This window comes from Mesorhizobium sp. P3_A9, assembly GCF_056402975.1.
In genome coordinates, this window is the sequence record NZ_JBFUGJ010000005.1 from 37,282 (window position 1) to 59,109 (window position 21,828).

The 21,828-nt window shown below is 64.1% G+C and carries 22 protein-coding genes; 8 read left to right on the plus strand and 14 right to left on the minus strand.

All coding sequences use genetic code 11. The features are described from left to right. Positions 1-13 precede the first annotated feature (13 nt). On the plus strand, positions 14-1,174 hold the full coding sequence (locus AC1DX0_RS02050) for an efflux RND transporter periplasmic adaptor subunit (protein ID WP_477220069.1): 1,161 nt from the start codon (positions 14-16) through the stop codon (positions 1,172-1,174). Next, a complete protein-coding gene (locus AC1DX0_RS02055; protein ID WP_477220070.1) occupies positions 1,171-4,302 on the plus strand; it encodes an efflux RND transporter permease subunit in 3,132 nt (1,043 codons plus the stop codon). Before AC1DX0_RS02050 ends, AC1DX0_RS02055 begins: the two co-directional genes overlap by 4 nt. Before the next feature lie 34 nt (positions 4,303-4,336). Here AC1DX0_RS02055 and AC1DX0_RS02060 read toward each other — a convergent pair whose 3' ends face one another. The 7 genes from AC1DX0_RS02060 to AC1DX0_RS02090 all read right to left on the minus strand — a co-directional run bounded on the left by AC1DX0_RS02060 (position 4,337) and on the right by AC1DX0_RS02090 (position 10,789). Beyond that, positions 4,337-4,747 (minus strand): GtrA family protein, encoded by a 411-nt coding sequence (locus AC1DX0_RS02060; protein ID WP_477220071.1) that lies wholly within the window; start codon positions 4,745-4,747, stop codon positions 4,337-4,339. Further along, positions 4,744-5,562 (minus strand): ChbG/HpnK family deacetylase, encoded by an 819-nt coding sequence (locus tag AC1DX0_RS02065; RefSeq protein WP_477220072.1) that lies wholly within the window; start codon positions 5,560-5,562, stop codon positions 4,744-4,746. Before AC1DX0_RS02065 ends, AC1DX0_RS02060 begins: the two co-directional genes overlap by 4 nt. After that, on the minus strand, positions 5,559-6,542 hold the full coding sequence (locus AC1DX0_RS02070; protein ID WP_477220073.1) for a glycosyltransferase family 2 protein: 984 nt from the start codon (positions 6,540-6,542) through the stop codon (positions 5,559-5,561). The genes AC1DX0_RS02065 and AC1DX0_RS02070 overlap by 4 nt, the downstream gene beginning before the upstream one ends. Next, positions 6,535-7,716: a glycosyltransferase family 87 protein gene (locus tag AC1DX0_RS02075; protein WP_477220074.1), complete on the minus strand. Its 1,182-nt coding sequence runs from the start codon at positions 7,714-7,716 to the stop codon at positions 6,535-6,537. Before AC1DX0_RS02075 ends, AC1DX0_RS02070 begins: the two co-directional genes overlap by 8 nt. A gap of 184 nt (positions 7,717-7,900) precedes the next feature. Then, positions 7,901-8,380, minus strand: a complete 480-nt coding sequence (locus AC1DX0_RS02080; RefSeq protein WP_477220075.1) for a hypothetical protein — start codon at positions 8,378-8,380, stop codon at positions 7,901-7,903. A 71-nt stretch (positions 8,381-8,451) separates the two neighbouring features. After that, positions 8,452-9,489, minus strand: a complete 1,038-nt coding sequence (locus AC1DX0_RS02085) for a zinc-binding dehydrogenase (protein ID WP_477220076.1) — start codon at positions 9,487-9,489, stop codon at positions 8,452-8,454. A 58-nt stretch (positions 9,490-9,547) separates the two neighbouring features. Further along, complete coding sequence (locus AC1DX0_RS02090) at positions 9,548-10,789, minus strand: acyl-CoA dehydrogenase (protein ID WP_477354140.1); 1,242 nt, start codon at positions 10,787-10,789, stop codon at positions 9,548-9,550. A gap of 121 nt (positions 10,790-10,910) precedes the next feature. On the opposite strand from AC1DX0_RS02090, the gene AC1DX0_RS02095 reads away from it, so the two are divergent. From AC1DX0_RS02095 to AC1DX0_RS02120, 6 genes are all read left to right on the plus strand, one after another. Further along, positions 10,911-11,726 (plus strand): SDR family oxidoreductase, encoded by an 816-nt coding sequence (locus tag AC1DX0_RS02095; RefSeq protein WP_477220078.1) that lies wholly within the window; start codon positions 10,911-10,913, stop codon positions 11,724-11,726. Positions 11,727-11,765: 39 nt separating this feature from the next. Beyond that, complete coding sequence (locus tag AC1DX0_RS02100) at positions 11,766-12,251, plus strand: MaoC family dehydratase (protein WP_477354143.1); 486 nt, start codon at positions 11,766-11,768, stop codon at positions 12,249-12,251. Beyond that, positions 12,248-13,282: a phosphotransferase gene (locus AC1DX0_RS02105; protein WP_477220080.1), complete on the plus strand. Its 1,035-nt coding sequence runs from the start codon at positions 12,248-12,250 to the stop codon at positions 13,280-13,282. Before AC1DX0_RS02100 ends, AC1DX0_RS02105 begins: the two co-directional genes overlap by 4 nt. Continuing rightward, positions 13,282-14,058, plus strand: coding sequence for an SDR family NAD(P)-dependent oxidoreductase (locus AC1DX0_RS02110; protein WP_477354146.1), 777 nt, complete (start codon positions 13,282-13,284; stop codon positions 14,056-14,058). Before AC1DX0_RS02105 ends, AC1DX0_RS02110 begins: the two co-directional genes overlap by 1 nt. 92 nt (positions 14,059-14,150) lie before the next feature. Then, the gene (locus AC1DX0_RS02115; RefSeq protein WP_477220082.1) at positions 14,151-14,795 is read left to right on the plus strand and encodes a TetR/AcrR family transcriptional regulator; all 645 of its coding nucleotides are present in this window, start codon (positions 14,151-14,153) and stop codon (positions 14,793-14,795) included. Between the two features lie 187 nt (positions 14,796-14,982). Further along, positions 14,983-15,231, plus strand: a complete 249-nt coding sequence (locus tag AC1DX0_RS02120; protein ID WP_477220083.1) for a DUF680 domain-containing protein — start codon at positions 14,983-14,985, stop codon at positions 15,229-15,231. 49 nt (positions 15,232-15,280) lie between these two features. Here AC1DX0_RS02120 and AC1DX0_RS02125 read toward each other — a convergent pair whose 3' ends face one another. From AC1DX0_RS02125 to AC1DX0_RS02155, 7 genes are all read right to left on the minus strand, one after another. Continuing rightward, positions 15,281-16,330 carry a Gfo/Idh/MocA family protein gene (locus AC1DX0_RS02125; protein WP_477354150.1) on the minus strand — a complete coding sequence of 350 codons (1,050 nt, stop codon included), beginning with the start codon at positions 16,328-16,330 and terminating at the stop codon, positions 15,281-15,283. Positions 16,331-16,361: 31 nt separating this feature from the next. Next, positions 16,362-17,147 (minus strand): ThuA domain-containing protein, encoded by a 786-nt coding sequence (locus AC1DX0_RS02130; RefSeq protein ID WP_477220085.1) that lies wholly within the window; start codon positions 17,145-17,147, stop codon positions 16,362-16,364. A 78-nt stretch (positions 17,148-17,225) separates the two neighbouring features. Beyond that, positions 17,226-17,456, minus strand: coding sequence for a hypothetical protein (locus AC1DX0_RS02135; protein WP_172348645.1), 231 nt, complete (start codon positions 17,454-17,456; stop codon positions 17,226-17,228). Positions 17,457-17,515: 59 nt separating this feature from the next. Next, positions 17,516-18,100: a sarcosine oxidase subunit gamma gene (locus AC1DX0_RS02140; protein ID WP_477220086.1), complete on the minus strand. Its 585-nt coding sequence runs from the start codon at positions 18,098-18,100 to the stop codon at positions 17,516-17,518. Next, on the minus strand, positions 18,093-21,101 hold the full coding sequence (locus AC1DX0_RS02145) for a sarcosine oxidase subunit alpha (RefSeq protein WP_477220087.1): 3,009 nt from the start codon (positions 21,099-21,101) through the stop codon (positions 18,093-18,095). The genes AC1DX0_RS02140 and AC1DX0_RS02145 overlap by 8 nt, the downstream gene beginning before the upstream one ends. Beyond that, the gene (locus AC1DX0_RS02150) at positions 21,098-21,394 is read right to left on the minus strand and encodes a sarcosine oxidase subunit delta (protein WP_019861127.1); all 297 of its coding nucleotides are present in this window, start codon (positions 21,392-21,394) and stop codon (positions 21,098-21,100) included. Before AC1DX0_RS02150 ends, AC1DX0_RS02145 begins: the two co-directional genes overlap by 4 nt. Before the next feature lie 11 nt (positions 21,395-21,405). Next, complete coding sequence (locus tag AC1DX0_RS02155; protein ID WP_477220291.1) at positions 21,406-21,828, minus strand: hypothetical protein; 423 nt, start codon at positions 21,826-21,828, stop codon at positions 21,406-21,408.

Below are 21,828 nucleotides of genomic sequence, written 5' to 3' on the forward strand. Positions count from 1 at the left end.
CGCTGGAGTGCCGATGTCGAGTTGGAAACAGATTGTCCTTGCGCTTGTCGTCGTGGTCGCCGCCACGGCCGCGTGGGCTCGCTTCTATCCCGGCGCTCCCGAAGTGCTGGCGCGCTGGGGCATCGACTGGGCCTATGGCGCCACACCTCGGGCGAAGGACACGGCGGCGGCTGGTTCCCGGCAGGCAGGGCGCAACGGCGCCCAGATTGCCACCATCGTTGCATCGCCGGCCGCCTCGGCTGTTATCAACGACCGCCTGCAGGCGATCGGCACCGGCCGCGCCAACGCTTCGGTGACCGTCAACCCTTACAGCTCCGGCCGCCTTGCCGAACTGCTGGTCGAATCCGGTACTCATGTCGACAAGGGGCAGATCATCGCGACGCTTGATTCCGAAACCGAGATCATCTCCCAGGACCGGGCCAAGCTCGCCTTGCAGGATGCGCAATCTAAACTTGATCGCGTCAAGTCGCTGCGCGCTTCCAATGCCGCGACGCCTGTCGCCGTTGCCGACGCCGAAGTGGTGCTGGCAGGCGCGAAGCTGGCGCTCCAGGATGCCGAGCTTGCGCTGCAGCGGCGCTCCATCCTGGCGCCGATCGCCGGCACTGTCGGCATCCTGCCGATCTCGGCCGGCAACTATGTCACCAACCAGTCGGCGATCGCCACGCTCGATGACCGCTCCTCGATCCTGGTGGATTTCCAGGTGCCCGAGCGTTTCGCCGCCGCGGTCAAGGTCGGTGGGCAATTGACGGCAACGCCGATCGCCAATCCGAGCAACGCCTATACCGGCACGATTTCGGCCATCGACAATCATATCGACGAAAAGAGCCGCACGCTGCTGGTCAAGGCCAAGATCGCCAATCCCGCCGATTCGCTGCGCGCCGGCATGTCGTTCTCCATCACCATGAAATTCCCCGGCGAAACCTATCCGGCCGTCAGCCCGCTGGCGATCCTGTGGGGATCGGACGGCGCCTATGTCTGGCAGATCGAGGACGGCAAGGCCAAACGCGTGCCGGTGCGCATCATCCAGCGCAACACCGAGACCGTACTGATCGACGCCGAGATCGACAGCGGCGACATGGTTGTCACCGAAGGCACGCAGAACGTCAGCGAGGGCGGCGAAGTCCGCATCGCCGGCCAGGAACCGCGTGCCGCCAACGCCGCCGAAGGCTCATGACCGGACCCGTCAACGCTGCCAGCGATACCGGCTTTACCGCCCTGTTCATCCGCAGGCCGGTCATGGCCTTCGTGCTCAACGTCCTCATCGCGGTTGCGGGCCTCGCCGCCTTCTACGGCGTCGAGATCCGCGAATTGCCCGACGTCGACCGCGCCGTGGTTACCGTCTCGACCACCTTCGAAGGGGCGGCTGCCGAAACCGTCGACCGCGAACTGACCGACACGATCGAGGGCGCTGTAGCCCGCGTCTCCGGCGTCAAGTCGATCTCGTCTTCCTCCTCCTTCGGCTCGAGCCGCGTCACCATCGAATTCAACGACGGTGTCGACCTCAATGTCGCCGCCTCCGATGTGCGTGACGCCGTCGGCCGCGTCGCCAACCAGATGCCGGACACCGCCGACCCGCCGCGCATCGTCAAGGCCGATGCCAATTCCGACGCTGTGATGCGCCTGGCGGTGACCTCCGACAACATGTCGATCCAGGACATGACGGTCGTCGTCCAGGACCAGATCGAGGATGAACTGGCCGCCGTGCCTGGCGTTGCCGACGTCCAGGTCTATGGCGACCGCGACAAGATCTTCCGCATCGACGTCGACCAGAACAAGCTCGCCAGCCTCGGCTTCACGGTGGCCGATCTCAGGACAGCCCTTGCCTCGGTCGCCTTCGATTCCCCGGCCGGGTCGATCACCACCACCAACCAGGACCTGATCGTCCGCACGACGGCCGATGTGACGACGCCCGAGGAATTCGAAAACATCATCATCGGCGGCACGACGCGCATCCGCGACGTCGCCACCGTCACGCTCGGCCCCGATGTCGGCCAGACCACGCTGCGCTCGGACGGCAAGACCGGCATCGGTATCGGCATCATCCGCCAGGCGGAATCGAACACGCTGGATATTTCCACCGGCGTCCAGGCCGCCGTCGCCAAATTGCAGGAAAACCTGCCCAAGGGCATGGCGATCAAGATCACCAGCGACGACGCCGTCTTCGTCAAGGGCGCCGTGCACGAGGTCGAAATCGCGCTCGGCCTGTCGGTGACCATGGTGCTGATCGTCATCTACATCTTCCTGCTCGACTGGCGCGCCACGCTCATCCCAGGCCTGTCGATGCCGGTCGCCATGATCGGCACCATCGCCGCCATCTACCTGGCCGGCTTCTCCGTCAACATCCTGACGCTGCTCGCCATGGTGCTGGCCACGGGCCTTGTCGTCGATGACGCCATCGTCGTCCTGGAAAACATCGTGCGACGACGCAACGAAGGCATGGGGCCGCGTGCGGCTGCCGTGCTCGGCGCGCAGGAAGTGTTCTTCGCCGTCGTTGCCACGACGCTGACGCTGGTCGCCGTCTTCGTGCCGATCTCCTTCCTGCCCGGCCAGACCGGCGGGCTGTTCCGCGAATTCGGCTTCGTGCTTGCCATGTCGGTGCTTCTGTCCTGCGTGGTGGCGCTGACACTTTGCCCGATGCTCGCCTCGCGCATGCTGACCAGCGCCTCGCTCCACCATGAAGGCGGCCACGGCATTGGCGCTCGTATCGGCGGCGCGTTGAATGCCGCCTACAAGCGGATCCTGCACGCTTGCCTCGATGCGCCCTGGATCGTGGTTCTGGTTGCGGTGCTGTTTGCCGGCACCGCTTTCGCGCTGTTCGGCACCATCCGCCAGGAACTGACGCCAACCGAGGATCGCGCGGCCGTGCTGTTGCGCATCAATGCCCCGCAAGGCGTCAGCCTCGATTACACGACGCAGCAGATGCAGAAGATCGAGAAGCTGATCCAGCCGATGCGCGATTCCGGCGAGATCCGTTCGACCTTCGAGAATGCCGGCCAGAACGGCTCCTATAATTCCGGCTTCATGGTGATGACGCTGGCGCCATGGAACGAGCGCAGCCGCAGCCAGCAGGAGATCATGGCCGAGATCAGCCAGCTGACCAAGCAGGTGCCGAGCGTGCGCATCTTCCCGGTGCAGCCCAACAGCCTCGGCATCCGTGGCGCCGGCAACGGCCTGCAATTCGCGCTGGTCGGCAACGACCGAAAGGCGCTCGGCGACGCGGCGGTGAAGATCATAGCCGAAATGCAGAAGGACCCGCGCTTCCAGACGCCGCGCCTGTCGATCGACCCGACGCAGCCGCAGCTGGCCGTCGCCATCGACCGCGAGCGCGCCTCCGACCTCGGCATCGATATTACGGGCCTCGCCAACACCATGCAGGCCATGCTCGACGGCAACGACGTCGTCGACGTCTACATCGCCGACCGCAGCTATGGTGTGAAGCTGGTCTCGACCACCAATCCGATCAACGATCCGACCGATCTGGAAAATGTCTTCCTGAAGACAGCCGATGGCCGCTTCGTGCCGATGTCGACCATCGCCACGCTGACCGAACGCGCGGTGCCGCCGTCGCTGTCGCGCGAACAGCAGCAGCCATCGGTGGCCATCACCTCCAACCTCTCAGGCAATTTCGCCCTTGGCGATGCGCTGAGCCAAGCCGAAGAGATCGCCACGCCGCTGCTGCCGCCGGGTAGCCGCATCCTGCCGCTGGCCGAGGCCGCGACGCTGGGCGAAACCAACAGCGCCATGGTCACCATCTTCGGCTTCGCGCTGGTCATCATCCTGCTGGTGCTGGCCGCGCAGTTCGAAAGCTTCGTCAGTGCCGTCATCATCATGGCGACGGTGCCGCTTGGCCTCGCCTGCGCCATCTTCGCCTTGCTGCTGTCGGGCACCAGCCTCAACGCCTACAGCCAGATCGGCCTAGTGCTTCTGGTCGGCGTCATGGCCAAGAACGGCATCCTGATCGTCGAATTCGCCAACCAGCTGCGCGACCGCGGGCTTGGTGTGCGCGAGGCGATCGAGCAGGCCTCGATCATCCGCTTGCGGCCGGTGATGATGACGATGATCTGCACCATACTTGGCGGCGTACCGCTGGTGCTGGCGGCAGGCGCCGGGGCCGAGGCACGCGTGGCACTCGGCTGGGTGATCGTCGGCGGGTTGGGGCTGGCCACCGTCTCGACGCTATTCCTGACGCCGGTCGCCTATCTCCTGCTTGGCCGCTTCGTCACCCCGAAGACGCATGAAGAAGCGCGCCTCAAGCGTGAGCTCGAGGAAGCCGCCTACACCAATATGGAGCCGGCGGAGTAGAGCAATCCCGGCAAGATGGATTGCGGTTTTCCGTCTATTTCAGCAGCCGGCCCTCGATCGACCAGCGTGCGGCGAGGAAATTCAGCACCGCCGCCACGATGACGCCGCCGATCTTGGCCGGCCACACGCCGGCGATGCCGGCGAACAGCGCGAGCGAAAGGCTGGAGACGCCGAGCGAAATCAGCGCACCCAGCGAGACGAAGCGAAGGAAGGCATCGCGCAGCCGAATGGTCCGATCGCGCTCGAACGACCACAAACTGTTGGCGGTGAAAGAGAAGATGACGGCAATGAACCAGGAGGTGACATTGGCCGGCAGCGGCGGGACATGCAGCTTGAGCAACACGAAGAAGCCGGCAAGGTCGATGGCCGTATTGACCAGTCCGACGATGGCAAAGCGAACGATCTTGCTGCCGGTCGAACGTCGGGGCTGGTCCGCGCCGCTCATCCCTGGCCGTCCATGATCTCGACATTGGCGCGGGCCAGGCTGTCGCCGAAATCGTCCGAGGCCAGGACCGCGAACTCCACCTCGCGCACGCCTTGCATCGGGTCGCGCGCCCGCAGCGTCTCGTCGACATGGCCGGGGTGGCACATGAATAGCGCTCGTTCCGGCAGTGCGTCGACGGCGGCCTGCAGAACCGGCGCAAATCTCTCGGGTTGCCGCCAGTCATAGATGCCGGCGAGCGGCTCGAAAAGGCTGAAGCCGGCGCGCCGCATCGACCCATTGAAACCGGCAGCCACGGCGGCGATTGCCGCGACTTTCGGCGCCACGACGGCATTGCCAAGTGCCGGCGCACCGCGCAGTATCGGCCTGCCGCCAGCTTCGGAAAAATGCGCGCGCAGCCATTTGCGCACGACCGGCAGGAAATGCACGTGCTGGTGGCCGTCGATGAAGTCAGGTTGGCGGCCAAGCGCCTCGACGAAACGGTTGTGCTGGGCGTCGAGCTCGGCATGGACATCCCGCTCGTCAATGCTGCCGCGCAGGACCGGCAATGCCAGCGAACGCAGCGGCGGCAGTCGGCCCTCCGGCGCCAGGCTCGACCGGCCGGTGACGGCAGGCTGGTCGGTGAGGGTCAGGTGCAGCCCGACCGCCGCGCGGCCGCACAGCGGCTTGATCCGCGTCGCCGCATCAGGCCATTCCGGAAAGCCGGTCATGCAACTGGTGCCGGTCAGGCGGCCGCGATCGAGCAGGTCGAGAATCCCGGTGGAGACGCCCGGCGCCAGGCCGTAGTCGTCAGCGATCAGGCGGATGCGCCGCGTCATGCGCCGGGCGCGCCTGTCGGCCTGTCCGGAACGTCGCCGCGCAGGACATCGCGCACGATATAGACCGGCCGATCCTTGCTCTCCGAAAGCGTGACCCAGACATATTCGCCGATCAGGCCGAGCAAGGTGAGGTTGAGGCCGCCGAGCAGGACGACGGCGACCATCAGGCTGGGATAGCCGGGGACGGCGATGCCGTAGAACATCACCTCGAAGAACACCTTGGCGCCGTAAACGAGGCCCGCCAATGCCGCCAGCATCCCGCTCAGGCTGATGATGCGCAACGGGATGACGGAAAAGGACGTAAATCCCTCCAGCGAGAAGGCAATCAGGTTGAGCCGGCTCCATTTCGAGGTGCCGCTGGCGCGATTCTCCGGCGAATAGGGCATGGCTTTCTGGCGAAAGCCCGCCCAGGCGAACAGGCCCTTGTTGAAGCGCCGCTTGTCGCGCAGGCTCGTCAGCGCGCGCACCACGGCACCGCGCATGACGCGAAAATCTCCCGCATTCTCGGGAATGTCGAAACGCTGGCTGCTGTTGATCAGGCTGTAGAAAAGCCGCGCCAGCTGGCTGCGCCGCCAGCTGGCCTCGCGGCGGTCGTTCTGCGCGTAGACGACATCGATATCGCGGTTTTCCACCAGCTCGGCGATCATCTTCAGGCTGGTGTCCATCGAATGCTGGAGGTCGGCGTCCATGACCAGCGCCATGTCGCCGCGCGACTGGTCGAGGCCGGCGAGCACCGCGACCTCCTTGCCGAAATTGCGGCTGAGCCGCACGATCTCCCAGGACCCCGACAGTGCCCGCGAAAACCGCTCCGCGCTATCGTCGCGGCTGCCGTCGTCGACCAGGATCTTGTGGACTGCCATGCCGAAGCGCTGCGCCACCGTGGCTTCCAGCTTGTCGAGCAATGCGGCAAACGCCGATGCCGATTGCGCCTCGTTGAAGAACGGCGCCACGATATCGAGAACAGGCCGCGACTCAGCCATTTGCCACAGGCCTTTCATTCATCACCTTGTCTCGTGTCACCTTGTCTCGTGCTTTCGCCCAGAACCACCAGATCAGGGAACCGGCGATAACCGTGACGGTGATCGGCCGGAACCAGGGATACGTCAAATCCTGGATATGGCGTTCGACGCCGGTTAGCCCTGTGAGGAACAGGGTCACCGCCAGCACCGAGGCCAGGACCCCGCCTCGTTCCTCGCGCCACAACAAGGCGATAGCGAGACCGGCAGGCACGGCGATCATGGCATAGGTGTTGGGCTCGACACGCGGGTTGAAGACGCACATGTAGAACGTCGCCGTCAGGAAGATGGCGAGCCCGGCGGTCCCGCGTTCGAGCTTGCGGTCGAACCAGATAACCGCGGAGAGCGTGAACAGGGCCATCACGACCCGCACGATCGTAGCGCCGAATTCCGGGATGGGCAGCCCCATTTTCGTGAAGGGCGCCGTGAAGTCGGTGGGAACGAAGTGGCTGGTGTTGTCGACAGCCATCGAGGTCAACATCCCGGCAAAAGCAAGATACTGGTCGTTGAGATAGCTGGCGGGAGCGAAAGCATAGGGCAAAGCGAGCACGAACAGCACGGCCAGCACCAGCACCGGTATCAGCCGGAAACGCAGGGCTCCCACCAACAACAGCATGATGATCGCGGTCGGCTTGGCGATGATGGCAAGCGAGGCCCAGAAGAAGGTTTCGGCGCGCCGGCCTTCGAGCGCAGACAAAGTGAGGAGCCAGCAGGCGCCGGTCAACAGGATCGTCGCCTGGCCGTTGCGGATCGCACCCAGCGCCATCGGCAGAGCGAGGAACAGCCCGAAGGACAGCAGCCATGGCAATTCCCCGCCGCCGAGCTTGCGCACCTGCCGCATCGCGGCGAAGGTCAGCACCGCGAAACCGATAATATGCCACAGCAGGCCGCCGAGATGCGGACCGAGCTTTACCAATGGAACATAAAGCGCGGCAAAGGCCGGCGCGTAGAGATAGCCCATCTCGGATTGGAGATTGTAGAGCGGCCGGCGGGCCAGCAGCGCCTCACTGCCGTCTATATAGGCTTGCCAGACCGTCCGCGTGTGCGGAGACCACAGGACCAAGGCAAGAACGATCAGGAACGCTCCGATCCACAGGCCAAGTCCCAAACGGTCGAAAACCGGCTTGGACATCGTCATCAAGACACCCCACAACACCCCGGAACAGGCTCAGTCCAGCACTATCCCGGCATTCGATGGCGGCGGCATATCACGGACAAAGCGGCGCGGCATAGGGGGGTGATCGGCGCTAAGGCCACACCTTCATTCGCCTCGAATGTCGGAACCCGTCTTCATCTTAGCCAACCCGAAGCAGGCGACCTGACTAGTCACCTGTAAATTCAGGCAGGCGAAAATAGGGATTGCGCGGGTCGTATGGATCCTTTGGCTCACCCTTGCCAGTCGATACGGCACCCGGGATCAGCACCCCTTTCGGTCCGAATTGATAGTCGATGCCGGCACAGAGGTAAGCGAGATCCTGATAGTTGAAACTGCGCAACGCACTACCGCCTTCGAACGCTGCTGCTTTAAGTTGCTCGGGCGTGAGCGGGCCGATCGTCCTGTCGCGGTAGGCTTTGACCTTGGCCTTGTTGAGCCTGGACGACTGACATTCGGCGCCGATCACCCGCGCCAGCATGATGTTCCTGACCGCGGTCGCGGCGGGGTCGTCCAGGGGAGCGGAATATTTCTTGAGAAAGTAATTCGTATTCGGATCGTTCGTCATGGCCTTGCGCCAAAACGGCGGAAATTTGTCGGCCGCCTGTGCGCCGATAGTGCCGACCATCGACAGCAGGACGATCGGCACAAACCACCATCTTCTCATAAGCAGCCCATTTCTTTCAGTTGCCGGACTTCATCTCACCCAGCCATGGTCACTCAAGGCCGTATAAAAACCTTGCCGTTGGGCTTGGCCAGTTCCGTCGGCACCCGCGCGATTGCCTCGGCGAGCGGCACGATAGCCGTCACATCGGTAGACCAGCGCCCGTCGGAAAACCGCTTCTGCGCTTCTAGGATCGCCGGACCACGCCGCTCCTTGGATTGCCGCATCCATTCGCTCAGCCAAAAACCTTCGATGTGCTTGTGCTGAAAGATCAGCTGGCCGGGTTCGCGGATGATGGTGGCGTCCGTGTCGAGCCGGCCGTAGATGATCCAGCGCGCCCGTTTCGGCATCGCATGGAAGATGGCCGAGGCCAGCGGCCCGGTGACCGCGTCGAGGAAGATGCGCGGTTGTTCGGCCTTCATCACCTCGCGCAGTGAGGTCTCGAAATCCGGCGCTTTCTCGTTGAGCACATGCGCAGCGCCGATCTCTTTCAGAGACGCGATCTGCTCATCGCGGCGCACGGTGACGATTGGCCGAAAGCCCTCCTCCCTGGCCAGGCCGATGATCAGCTTGCAGAGCTGGCTGGCGCCGGCGGTCATGATGAAGGCCTTTTCGCCCTCCTGTTTGACGATGTCGAACATGGCGATCGCGGTGAGCGGATTGACGATCATCGCCGCACCATCCTCGTCACGAACCGTGTCGAGAAGCGGAATGCAGGCTGCCGCCTCGGCGACGGCAAAGTCGGCCCACGAACCCCAGTTGCTGAGGCCGGTGGCGAAGGCGACGCGCTTGCCGACGAGGCTCCTGGGATAGGGTTCGTCGCCGCCGGCGACAACCGTGCCGACACCCTCGAAGCCCGCCGGCCGGCCCTTGGCGCGCGGCTGGCCATACTGGCCCTTGATGAAGGCGACGTCGGATGGATTGATCGAGGCCAGGCTGACCTTGATCAGCACCTGGCTCGGTCCAGGCGTCGGCACAGCGATACTGCCTGGTTCGAGATAGGGCTCCATCGCCTCAAGTACACTGCCGCTCGGCGTCTTGGTGTAGCCGTCGCCGACCAGAAGCAGCGCCTTCATTTCGGAGGGAATGGTCATCGGTGACACTCCTTGGTTGCTGGCAGAAGGACCATAGCGCAGCGGGCCGAGCTGCCGCTCAGATCTTCTCCTGCGTGTATTTCTTCAGCTCCGTCCGCGCCACCTGGCGGCGATGCACGGCATCGGGCCCATCGGCGAGGCGCAATGTCCGCAGATGCGTCCACGAACGCGCCAGCGGCGTGTCCTGGCTGATGCCTTGCGCGCCGAACATCTGCACCGCCTCGTCGGTAACCTTGAGCGCGACGCGCGGCGCGATSACCTTGATCTGGCTGATCCACGGGGCAGCGGCGCGCGCATCGCCCTGATCGATCATCCACGCCGCCTTGAGRCARAGCAGCCGSGCCATCTCGATCTCCATGCGGCATTCGGCGACGATGTCGAAATTGGCGCCGAGTTTCGCCAGCTTCTGGCCGAAGGCCTCGCGGCGCACCGAACGCTGGCACAGCATCTCCAGCGCCATCTCGGCCTGGCCGATGGCGCGCATGCAGTGATGGATGCGGCCGGGGCCAAGCCGCCCCTGCGCGATTTCGAACCCCCTGCCCTCGCCGAGGATCAGGTTCGAGGCCGGTACCCTGACATTGTCGAAGCGAAGGTGCATATGGCCATGCGGCGCGTCATCGTCGCCATAGACCTGCATGGCGCGGACCTTGGTCACGCCTTTGGTGTCCGCAGGCACCAGGATCATCGAATGGCGGCGGTGCTGCGGTTCTCCGTCGCCCCCGGTCCGTACCATGACGATGTAGATGGCGCAGCGTGGATCGCCGGCGCCCGACGCCCACCATTTCTCGCCATTGAGCACATAGTCGTCGCCTTGCCGCTCGCAGCGCATCGCGATGTTGGTGGCGTCGGAWGAGGCGACATCMGGCTCGGTCATCAGATAGGCCGAGCGGATTTTTCCATCCAAAAGCGGTTCAAGCCATGTTTTCTTGTGGTCSRCYGARCCGTAGCGTTCCAGCACCTCCATATTGCCGGTGTCGGGCGCCGAGCAGTTGAAGGTCTCGGCGCCGAGATGCGCCTTGCCCATCTCCTCGGCGAGATAGGCATATTCGACAGTGGACAGGCCGTAGCCGCGTTCCGAGCCGGTCAGCCAGAAGTTCCACAGGCCGCGCTCTCTGGCGGTCTTCTTCAGCCCTTCGAGGATCTCGCTCTGGCGCGTGCTGTAGACCCAGCGATCGCCTGCGTTGCCCACCTCGCCCAGGAATTCCTTGTCGAGCGGCATGATCTCGTCGCGCACCATGGCCGCGACGCGCGCATGGATCGGCTTCAGCCGCTCGGTCATGCCGAGATTCATCTCCGTCATCGGTCGCTAACCCTTCATAGAGGCCCGGCATTTTGTCAGTGGCAAGGATGACCGTACTTCGGATAGCCTTGTCAACGCGAACTCTTTGCCCGCATGTCGAGGCAGAGCGCGGAGGATTGGGATGGCCTATCTCGACGAGCTGTTTTCCGTGGCCGGCAAGACCGCGCTGGTGACGGGAGCGGCAACCGGCATCGGCCGGATGGCGGCAACAGCACTGGTGAAAGCCGGCGCCAGCGTCATGATCGCGTCGCGCAAGGGCGAGGATTGCATCAAGGTCGCCAATGAATTGAACGGGCTTGGCGCGCCTGGCCCAGCCGAAGGCTTCACCGGCGACGTCTCCAGCGAAGCCGGCATCGCCGCACTTGTCGCCGAGGTCAAGGCGCGGACCGGCAAGCTCGATATTCTGATCAACAATGCCGGCGTTTCCTGGGGCGCGCCGCTGGAGAGCTTCCCCTATTCGGCATGGGCCAAGGTGCTTGGCGTCAATGTTACAGCCGTCTTCCACCTGACGCGCGAATTGCTGCCGCTGCTCGAAGCCGCCGCCAGCGACGCCGATCCGGCCCGGGTGATCAATCTGGGTTCGGTGATGGGCACGCAGCCGCTGGCCGACGACGCCTATTCCTACACCGCGTCCAAGGCCGCGGTGCATCATCTGACGCGCACGCTCGCGCTCGAATTTGCCGCACGCCGCATCACCGTCAACGCCTTCGCTCCCGGCCCCTTCCAGAGCCGGATGACGGCCTTTGCCACGGGTACGGATGAACAGGCCAGGCATGTCGGCAATCATGTTCCGATCGGCCGTATCGGCGCGCCGGATGACATTGCCGGCGCAACGCTCTATTTGTGCAGCCGTGCAGGCAGCTATGTCACCGGCGCCATCCTGCCGATCGACGGCGGGCAGTCGGTGCAGCATGGATTGACCTTGTTCAAGGAATGACATTTTCCGGCCGTAGAAGCCGGAGGTGAACTGGAGGACATGAGCTTGGAACCGATCAGTCTCGATGTGCTTKTGGCCAGTGTCGGCAAGGAAGTYGGCGTCTCACCCTGGCGGGTGGTGACGCAACGCATGATAGACCAATTCGCCGACGCCACCGACGACCATCAGTTCATCCACTGCGACCCCGAGCGGGCCCAGCGCGAGACGCCGTTCGGCGGCACCATCGCCCACGGCTTCCTGTCGCTGTCGCTGCTCTCGGCAATGACCTTCGAGACCATGCCGCCGCTGGAAAACGGCAAGATGGGTGTGAATCACGGCTTCGATTCGCTGCGCTTCCTGGCGCCGGTGAAGACCGGTGCGCGCATCCGCACCCGTTTCGTGCTGGCCGACGTCAAGGTCAGGCCGTCAGGCTGGGTGCAGACCGCGCATGACGTGACGATCGAAATCGAAGGTTCCAAGAAACCGGCGCTGACCGCCCGCTGGCTGACGCTCACCCTGATCGAACGCCAGCCCGAGACCGCATGAACGACGCCAACGCGCTCGACCAGGCAGCGCTTGCGCCTTACCTCGAGGCGGAAATCCCGGGCTTTTCCGGGCTCGCTGCCATCGAAAAGTTCAAATCCGGCCAGTCCAACCCGACCTATCTGCTGACGGCGGCCAGCGGCCGCTATGTGTTGCGCGCCAAGCCGCCGGGGCAATTGCTGAAATCGGCGCATCAGGTCGACCGCGAATTCCGGGTGATGAAGGCGCTCGCCGGCACCGCCGTGCCGGTGCCCGCAATGCTGCATCTGTCGGCAGAGGACTCGCCGATCGGCCGCATGTTCTATGTCATGGATTTCCTCGACGGCCGCATCTTCTGGGATCCGGCGCTGCCGGAAGCGTGCGACAACGACGAGCGCGCCGCGATCTATGACGCCATGAACGGCACGCTCGCGGCCCTGCACGACGTCGATGTCGAGGCCGTGGGTCTCGGCGATTTCGGCCGGCCAGGCAATTATTTCGAACGGCAGCTGGCGCGCTGGACCAGCCAATACCGCGCCTCGGAAACCGGCAGCATTGCCGACATGGACCAGCTGATCGCCTGGCTGGAAACGCACATGCCCGCAGACGACGGCCTGATATCGCTGGTGCATGGCGACTACCGACTGGACAATCTGATCTTCGCGCCGGACCAGCCAAGGGTCATCGCGGTGCTCGACTGGGAACTGTCGACATCGGGCCACCCCTTCGCCGACATCGCCTATCAATGCATGCAATGGCGCCTGCCGCATGCCTCCGGTTTTCGCGGCCTAGGCGGTATCGACCGCGCTGCGCTCGGCCTGCCCTCCGAAGAAGACTATGTCGCCGCCTATTGCCGGCGGCGCGGGCTCAGCGGCATCGGCAACTGGACCTTCTTCCTCGCCTTCTCCTTCTTCCGCTTGGCGGCGATCTGCCAGGGCGTCTACAAGCGCGCGCTGGACGGCAACGCCTCCAATCCCGAAAAGGCCAGAACCTACGGCGAAGCGGTAAAGCTGCTTTCGCATCTCGCCGCCAGACTGATCGATAAGGCGGCGTGATGGGCCGCTTTGACGGGGCAACAGTGCTGATCACGGGTGCCGCCGGCGGGCTCGGCCGTGGCGCCGCGAAAGGCTTTGCCGCCGAGGGTGCGCGGCTGGTGCTGTCGGACATCGACGAAAAGGCACTCGCCGATCTTGCCTCGACCTTGCCGGCCGAAATGGCGATCCTGGCCGGCAACATAGCCGACGAGAAACTCTCCGAGGATCTGGTCAGGCTGGCTGTCGAACAATTCGGCCGGCTGGATGTCGCCGTCAACAATGCCGGCATCGTCCAGAGTTTCGTGCGCCTGCCGCAGGTCGCGTCGGACGAAGCCCGCCGCATCCTGGAGATCGACCTGTTCGGTGTCTTCTATGCCATGAAGCACCAGATCCCGCAGATGGAGCGGCAGTTCAAGGCTACGGCCAAGGGTGGCGCCATCGTCAACATCGCCTCGGTTGCCGGGCTGGTCGGCGCGCCGAAACTTTCGGTCTATGCTGCCGCCAAGCATGGCGTCGTCGGSYTGACCAAATCGGCSGCCGCCGAATACGCCACCAAGGGYGTGCGCATCAACGCCATCTGCCCKGCCCACACCAGRACRGCRATGGTCGACRGCTTCGTGCRCSTATCCGGCGCGCCGGAGGCAGAGGCGTTGGCCGAACTGACACGCGGCGTGCCGATGAAGCGCGTGGCGGAAGTCGACGAAGTCATCACCGCCATCCTGTTCGCCGCCGACCCGGCCAATTCCTTCATGACCGGCCACGCACTGGCCATCGACGGCGGTGTTGGCGCCATCTGAACCATGCCGCATGGGAACTTCCCGTGCCCTTGTCCGTTTCCGTACAGCGTATATGATTTAGCCACGCACCAACCAAACGAAGGCACCAGATTTTGCCGCCGAGCGTCCAGAAACGCCGCGAAAAACAAAAGGCCGAACTGCGCTCCGAACTGCTCGAAGCCGCGCACAAGCTCGTCCAGGAAGAAGGCTATGAGGGCCTGACCATCCGCAAACTTGCCAAGCGGGTCGGCTATGCGCCGATGTCGGTCTATTCCTATTTCGCCGACAAGCAGGACATTCTGTTTGCACTTGCCGAAGACGCCTTCGAGACGCTTGCCCGCCGCATCGAGGAGCATCCGTCCGACGATCCGATCGAGGCCCTGCGGGCGGTGATGACTGAATATGCCGCTTTCGGCCTCGGCAATCCCAATGAATACCGCACCGTTTTCATGACCGAAAAGACCACGCTGCCGGAAGGCCGGAGTTTTGAAGAAATGCACGAGGCCAACCCGGCGATGAAGGCGCTGATCACCCGGGTCGAAGCCTGCGTCGTCGCCGGCAAATTGCAAGGCGATCCGCGCGCCATCGCCACCATGCTGTGGGCGGTCGGCCACGGCACGATCTCGCTGCTGATCACCTTCCCCTTCTACCCCTTCGGCGACCCATATGCTTTCGTGAAACGGATGTGCGATCTCCAACTGGCCGCACTCAGCACCCAGAACGTGCCGCCATTGACCGAGACTCCGGTCGACTGCTGAACGACATCTCCTTCGCTCCACACCTCCTCGCCATCCCTCCCAACCAAACCGAGGGCAATTTCTTGGTTAACAAACAATTTATCGTACGCGTACGATTTTGACTTGAACTTCGCGATCAGCGGTCGTATTTGTACGTCATACCGTACATGTACGGAAAGAATTTAACCGTTGAAAACGGAGACTGACGATGAAAAAGACCCTCCTCACCCTCGCCGCCGTGTTGGCCCTTTCCGGCTCGGCCTTTGCCGCCAGCGCCACCCAGCCGGTCAAGCACGTGCCGGCCGCGAGCTGCGTCGACACCAAGACCAATGTGAAGCTCGATTGCGCCTCGACCGGGTCGGTCGAGAAGAAGGGCGCCACGGAAAATACCGCTGAAGGCAACGGCCCGCGCCTCGGCATCAGCATCAACCCGTGGATCGTGCCGAGCGCGTTCTAAGATTTGCGTGAAACACTTCTGGCCGGCACAAGCCGGCCAGGCGGATATTTCAGCCTGATGTAACCGGCAGTCTGGCGGCTGAACTTTCAAAGGCCGCGTCGATCAGCCTCTGCATGTCCGCGGCGCGCCGGAAGGACGGGGCGCCATTCTGCCCGGCATCCAGCGCATCGACAAAACGCTGGGCGTTGCGCTTGACATCCGGCAGGGCTAGCTCCCGCCAGAGCTGAACATCGACGTCCTCTCCCAGGCAAGCCGAGAGCCGTRCCACCTTGCCATCGGTCTCGACCTTGAGCGCTCCTTTGGTGCCATGCAGCGCCAGAGACAAATCATTGCCATGGCCGGTTGTGTAGCGGCTCGCCATGATCGTCGCCAGCGCGCCGGATGTCAGCCGTGCCGTCATCGCCACACTGTCATTGGCGTCCAGCACATAGTCGCCGATCCGGTTGCCGTCGGCCTTCGGAAACGTCACCAGATCGGCGTGCAGGCTGACAATATCCTGGGCCGCGCCATAGGTGGCGAAGTCGAGAATGTGGATGCCGACATCGCCCAGAACGCCTGTCGAACCGTGCCGGCTCGACAGGCGCCACAGCCACTTGTCCTCGACGCGCCAGTCCCCCCAGGATTTGCTGACCAGCCAGCTCTGCTTGTAGCTCGCCTCGACATGGCGCAATTCGCCGATCGCGCCTGCCAGCACCAGACGCCGTGCTTCCTGGATCGCCGGTGAATTGCGGTAGGTTAGATTGACCATGTTGACGAGACCGGCGGCCTCTGCCGCTTCGGTCATGGCAAGTGCATCGGCGTGGTTCGGTGCCAGCGGCTTTTCGCAAAAGACATGTTTTCCCGCGGCAAGCAACGCCAGCGTCGTCGCCTTGTGCACACCGTCCGGAGTGGCGTTGATGGCGGCGTCGAAATCGCCCCAGGCGATCGCCGCTTCAAGGCTCTCGAAGAAGTCGCCGATCTTGTTGGCGGCGGCAAACGCCGCCGCGCGGCCAGGCAGCTGATCGACACAGGCGACAATGCTGCAGCCAGGAACTTTTGCGAACTCTTCGATATGATGTCCGGCGATCCAGCCGGTGCCGAGCAAGAGCAGGCGATGCATCAGATCAGGTCCCCCATTAACTCAACCCCCATCAACTCAGGCCCTTGTCGCCATCGGCATGCAGGCGCAGGCCCTTCTGGACGATCTTCTCCTTGGCCTTGTCCGTCGGCACGTTGGGCGCGTTGGTGATGCCGGACCATGCGGGCGCCGGGTTGTGCGCCCAGTGCACGGCGTTGCGCAGCACCTGCCGCACGCCTTCATTGTGATAGATCGGATAGGTCTCGTGGCCGGGTGAAAAATAGAAGATGCGGCCCGCGCCACGCTGGTAGGTCAGCCCCGACCGGAACACCTCGCCTCCCTCGTACCAGGAGACAAACACCGTCTCCAGCGGCTCCGGCACCGCGAACGGCTCGCCGTACATTTCCGTTTCGCCGATCTCCAGGCATTCGCCGATGCCTTGCGCGATCGGGTGGCTGCGGTTGATCGCCCAGACCCGCTCGCGCTCGCCCGCCTCGCGCCACTTCAGCGAACAGGGCGTGCCCATCAGCCGCTTGAAAATCTTCGAGTAATGGCCGGAATGCAGCACGATCAGCCCCATGCCTTCCCAGACCCGCTTCTGCACGCGCTCGACGATTTCGTCCTTGACCTCGCCATGCGCCGCATGGCCCCACCACAGCAGCACATCGGTGGCGGCAAGACGCTTCTCGCTCAGGCCGTGCTCGGGTTCCTGCAAGGTGGCTGTGGTCGCCTCGATGCCCTTGTCCTGGTTGAGCGCCGCGGCAATCGTGCCATGCATGGTCAGGGGATAGAGGTCACGCACGGCGGCATTGGTCTGCTCATGGACGTTCTCGCCCCAGACGACAGCTTTGATCGGCATTTTTCCTCTCCAAAGCGCTTTGAATATCTCAACTGGCGATGCCTTGGGAAGATGCCTTTCAACCAAAATTGCGGAAAATCAGGGCTTGCGGGGTTTCCGCCCGGGGACGGTCTTGGCCTTACCCGGCTTTGCGGGCGCGCCGGGGATCGCCGAACTGGTGATGGACACCGGGTCGCTGGCCGGAAAGGTGTCCTCGAGGCCTTCCTCGAGTTCCTGTTCAGCGCTTGGCGCTTCGTGTTGCTCATGCTCGAGCGAACGGACTGCCGACGTCTTTTTCACCGGCGACTTCGGCGCGGATTTTGATGGCATCGGCACTTCTCCCTCGACCTGTTGCCGCACAACGGGCGCGGGCGGCAAACGTTCCGGGATCAGCCCGCCGCGTCGCGTGCTCCCTCGGACAGGAAAGTAAAGACATAGTCCGAGAAGGAACGCCAGCACTCCACCCGGAAGGCGTCCTCGGCCGTGCGCAACAGCACGATCTCAGTCTTGCCGAGAATGGTGCGCGAGGCCGCGCCCACCGGGAAGGCATCGAGCGAAAGGTCCTGCGGGCAGCCCGAATTGATCGCGGCTTCGGCCGCCGGACCGGTGACCGATATCGCAATGTTGCGGTGAGAGATGCCGACCGCCGAATGCAACGCGGCAACCCCTGCGCAATCGGCCAGCGGGTCCTTGCCGGCTTCGTCGATGACCAGCCACTCGTCAGGGCCGAGCCACAGCGCCGTGCGCCCTGCCTTCGACGCCGAAGTCTTCGGCTTCTTCGGCAAGGTCAGGCCAAGCGCCTTCGATAGGGCAGCGACCGAAGCCTCCGGCGCGCGCAATGAGATGCGCTCCGCCGGCGGCAGCACCGCGACCTTGACACCCGTCGCGGAGACGGTGCGTCCAGCCAGTGCAGGGCGGCGCTCGACCGAAGGCGTTGCGGTGGTTGTTACTTTTTTCGCAGCAGCCTTAGCCATTGAGGCGGCCTCCCGTCTCGTCGAAGAACACCATGCCGGTAACCTCCACTTCGATCACCCCGTTCGGCATCGGCACATAGAGCGTGTCGCCCATACGGTCGCGACCGCCGGCGACCAGCGCCAGCGCAATCGAGCGGCCGCAATTCTGCGACCAGTAACTCGAGGAGACGTGGCCGATCATCTTCATCGGGATCGGCTGCTTGGGATCCTCGACAATCTGCGCGCCCTCTTCCAGCACCACCTTCGGGTCCTTGGTCTTGAGACCAACCAGCTGCTTGCGGCCCTTGGCGACCAGATCGGGCCGCGTCAGGCCGCGGATGCCAACGAAGTCGGTCTTCTTCTTGCCGACCGCCCAGTCGAGGCCGGCGTCGTTCGGCGTCACGGTGCCGTCCGTATCCTGGCCGACGATGATGTAGCCCTTTTCGGCGCGCAGCACGTGCATGGCCTCGGTGCCGTAAGCGGCGGCGCCATGCTTCTGGCCCTCGGCCCACAGCGCTTCCCAGACGGCCTGGCCGTAATCGGCCGGCACATTGACCTCGAAGCCGCGCTCGCCGGTGAACGACATGCGGAACAGCCTGGTCGGCACGCCGCAGATCTTGCCTTCGCGCACCGACATATGCGGCAGCCCCTCGTCGGACATGTCGATGCCTTCGACCAGCGGGGCGATGATGTCGCGCGACTTCGGACCCTGCACCGCGATGACCGCCCACTGCTCGGTGATCGAGGTCAGCCAGACATTGAGATGCGGGAACTCGGTCTGGAGATAGTCCTCCATATGGTTCATGACGCGCGGCGCGCCGCCGGTCGTCGTCGTCACATGGAAACGGTCCGGCGCCAGCCTGCCGACGACACCGTCATCATAGATGAAGCCGTCCTCGCGCAGCATGATGCCATAGCGGCAGCGACCGGGTTCCAGCTTCTCCCACGGATTGGTGTAGAGCAGTTCCATGAACTTGGCCGCATCCGGCCCGACGACCTCGATCTTGCCGAGCGTCGAGGCATCGAACAGGCCAGCATTGGTACGCACCGCTACGCATTCGCGGTCGACCGCCGCATGCATGTCCTCGCCGGCCTTCGGGAAATACCAGGCGCGCTTCCACTGGCCGACATCCTCGAACACCGCGCCTTGCGCTTCGGCCCAGGGATGGATCGCGGTCTTGCGCGTCGGGTCGAACAGCGGCCCGCGCGCATGGCTGACGATCGCGCCGAAGGTGACCGGCGTGTAGGGCGCGCGGAACGTGGTCAGGCCGACTTCGGGGATCGGCTTGCCCAACGTCTCGGCCGCAATCGCCAGGCCGTGCATGTTGGAGGTCTTGCCCTGGTCGGTCGCCATGCCGTTGGTGGTGAAGCGCTTGACGTGCTCGATCGAGCGCATGCCTTCATGCACCGCCTGGCGGATGTCCTTGGCGGTAACGTCGTTCTGGAAATCGACGAAGGCCTTGACCGTGGTGTCTGGCCCGGCGCCGGGTGCCGCGCCCAGCATGCCGCGCGACCAGCTTTCCGAGGCGTCGACCTTCGGCTTCGTGCCCTTGGCGGTCTTGGCGCTGGAATCCTTCGCGCCGGCATCTTTCGCTGCCTTGGCCCCAGCCGCATAGGCTTCGTCCACTGTCGCTGACAGCCCGTCAGTGCCGTTGCAGGCGCCGACCGAGACGCAGTCCTGCGCATAGGTACCGGGCACGAAGCGCTTGGTCTCGTCGTTGAAGGCGACCTTGCCGCGCGATTGCGAGAACAGGTGCACCGACGGCGTCCAGCCGGCCGACATCAGGATCGCATCGACSGGAATRGTGCGCTCGCCGCCKCCATTCTTCGGCTGCACGGTCATAGAGGATACACGCAATTTGCCGCCGGCGCGGATCACAGCGCGGCCGAAATTGATCTCGATGCCGAGCGCCCGCGCCTCGTCGATCACCGGTCCGGTCGGGTTGTCGCGCAGATCGACGATCGCCGCGACATTGACGCCGGCCTTCTTCAGGTCGATCGCCGCCGCGTAGGCGGAATCATTGGCCGTGTAGACGCCGACATTCCTGCCGACCGCCACGCCATACTGGTTGAGGAATGTGCGGGCCGCACCGGCCAGCATGATGCCCGGCCGGTCATTGTTGGCGAACACCATGTGGCGCTCGATGGCGCCCGAGGCCAGCACGACGCGCTTGGCGCGCACCTGCCACAGCCGCTCGCGTGGCAAATCATGGCCGGGGGCCTTCAGATGATCGCTGACGCGCTCGACCAGGCCGACGAAATTCTGCGCGTAATAGCCAAAGGCGGTCGTGCGCGAGAGGACGCGGACATTATCCATGGCGCTCAGCTTGGCGATCGCACCTTGTGCCCAGGCAAAACCGTCCTGGCCATCGATCTTCGCCCCGGTCTCGAAACGCAGGCTGCCGCCGAACCCGGCCTGCTCGTCGGCGAGGATGACACGCACGCCGGTCTCGGCCGCTGCCAATGCCGCCGCTAGACCCGCGGCACCACCGCCCAGCACCAGCACGTCGCAATGCGCATAGCGCGAGGAATAATGGTCGGGATCGGGCTTGTCGGGCGAAACGCCGAGGCCAGCGGCTTCACGGATCTTGGGCTCGTAAAGGCTCTTCCACGCCGCCTTCGGCCACATGAAGGTCTTGTAGTAGAAGCCGGCCGAAAACATCGGCGATGCCAAATCGTTGACCGCGCCGACGTCGAAGGCTAGCGACGGCCAGCGGTTTTGCGAGTTGGCGGCGAGCCCGTCATAGAGCTCCTGCACGGTGGCGCGCACATTGGGCGTCTTGCGCGCGTCGTCACGCACGATCTGTACCAGCGCGTTCGGCTCTTCAGCCCCGGCGGACAGGAAGCCGCGCGGACGGTGATACTTGAACGAGCGGCCGACCAGATGCACGCCATTGGCAAGCAGCGCCGAAGCCAGCGTGTCGCCCTCGATGCCGGCATAGGACTGGCCGTCGAAGCTGAAGCGCGCGGTCTTGGCCTGGCTGAGGCGACCGGCTCTCGGGATGCGGAACGCGCCGCTCATTTGGCAACTCCCGGCAGCTTGGCGGGTTTGGGTTCGCCGGCCTTGTAGGTCATGACGAACTTGTCGGTGACGGTGTCGCGCACCGCGTTGAAGAAGCGGGCGCAGCCATGCATGTGCCGCCAGCGCTCATAGATGATGCCCTTGGGATTCGAGCGGATGAAGAAGAACTTTTCGAAGTCGTCGTCGCTCTCGCCCGCCATGTTGGCCGAGCGCGCAATATGCGCCTCGCCGGCGTTGCGGAATTCGAGCTCCGGGCGCTCTTCCTCGCAATAGGGGCAGCGGATGAGAAGCATCGTCTTTGTTCCTACAATTCGCCGTGGCCGACGTGGGCGCCGGCCGGTTGGTCGCAAAGCCTTTGGCCCATAGCCGCAAATGGCGCGACGAGCCGGATGCGCTCCTCCACGCTTGCGGCTGGGCGAAACAGGTCGCGATACGCCATGTTGCCGATGGTGAGTTGCATCGGATCGGTCGTGACGATGACGCGACGTGGCTCGAATGGTTCGTCCTCGCCAAGATCGGAAGGCCTGTTCTCCACGAACATCACCACCTTCTGGCCGCCGCTCCACACGCAGGCCAGTATGCCGTCGTCAACCGAAAACGGCCAGTTGGCTTCGTTTCCGGCGCGGCTGATCGGCTGCGTGCGCACCTCTTCCGGCGACGGCAGATGGAACATGCCCTGTTCTCCCGCTAGCACCAGCGGCACCGCAACAGCGATCTCGGCCATCAT

Excerpts from the sequence above, each read along its gene's own strand:
- AC1DX0_RS02155 (WP_477220291.1), bottom strand. The coding sequence starts at position 21,828 with ATGATGGCCGAGATCGCTGTTGCGGTGCCGCTGGTGCTAGCGGGAGAA.
- AC1DX0_RS02095 (WP_477220078.1), top strand. The coding sequence starts at position 10,911 with ATGGCCTATCTCGACGAGCTGTTTTCCGTGGCCGGCAAGACCGCGCTG.
- AC1DX0_RS02120 (WP_477220083.1), top strand. The coding sequence starts at position 14,983 with ATGAAAAAGACCCTCCTCACCCTCGCCGCCGTGTTGGCCCTTTCCGGC.
- AC1DX0_RS02130 (WP_477220085.1), bottom strand. The coding sequence starts at position 17,147 with ATGCCGATCAAAGCTGTCGTCTGGGGCGAGAACGTCCATGAGCAGACC.
- AC1DX0_RS02150 (WP_019861127.1), bottom strand. The coding sequence starts at position 21,394 with ATGCTTCTCATCCGCTGCCCCTATTGCGAGGAAGAGCGCCCGGAGCTC.
- AC1DX0_RS02135 (WP_172348645.1), bottom strand. The coding sequence starts at position 17,456 with ATGCCATCAAAATCCGCGCCGAAGTCGCCGGTGAAAAAGACGTCGGCA.
- AC1DX0_RS02140 (WP_477220086.1), bottom strand. The coding sequence starts at position 18,100 with ATGGCTAAGGCTGCTGCGAAAAAAGTAACAACCACCGCAACGCCTTCG.
- AC1DX0_RS02050 (WP_477220069.1), top strand. The coding sequence starts at position 14 with ATGTCGAGTTGGAAACAGATTGTCCTTGCGCTTGTCGTCGTGGTCGCC.
- AC1DX0_RS02060 (WP_477220071.1), bottom strand. The coding sequence starts at position 4,747 with ATGAGCGGCGCGGACCAGCCCCGACGTTCGACCGGCAGCAAGATCGTT.
- AC1DX0_RS02055 (WP_477220070.1), top strand. The coding sequence starts at position 1,171 with ATGACCGGACCCGTCAACGCTGCCAGCGATACCGGCTTTACCGCCCTG.
- AC1DX0_RS02070 (WP_477220073.1), bottom strand. The coding sequence starts at position 6,542 with ATGGCTGAGTCGCGGCCTGTTCTCGATATCGTGGCGCCGTTCTTCAAC.
- AC1DX0_RS02105 (WP_477220080.1), top strand. The coding sequence starts at position 12,248 with ATGAACGACGCCAACGCGCTCGACCAGGCAGCGCTTGCGCCTTACCTC.
- AC1DX0_RS02085 (WP_477220076.1), bottom strand. The coding sequence starts at position 9,489 with ATGACCATTCCCTCCGAAATGAAGGCGCTGCTTCTGGTCGGCGACGGC.
- AC1DX0_RS02075 (WP_477220074.1), bottom strand. The coding sequence starts at position 7,716 with ATGACGATGTCCAAGCCGGTTTTCGACCGTTTGGGACTTGGCCTGTGG.
- AC1DX0_RS02065 (WP_477220072.1), bottom strand. The coding sequence starts at position 5,562 with ATGACGCGGCGCATCCGCCTGATCGCTGACGACTACGGCCTGGCGCCG.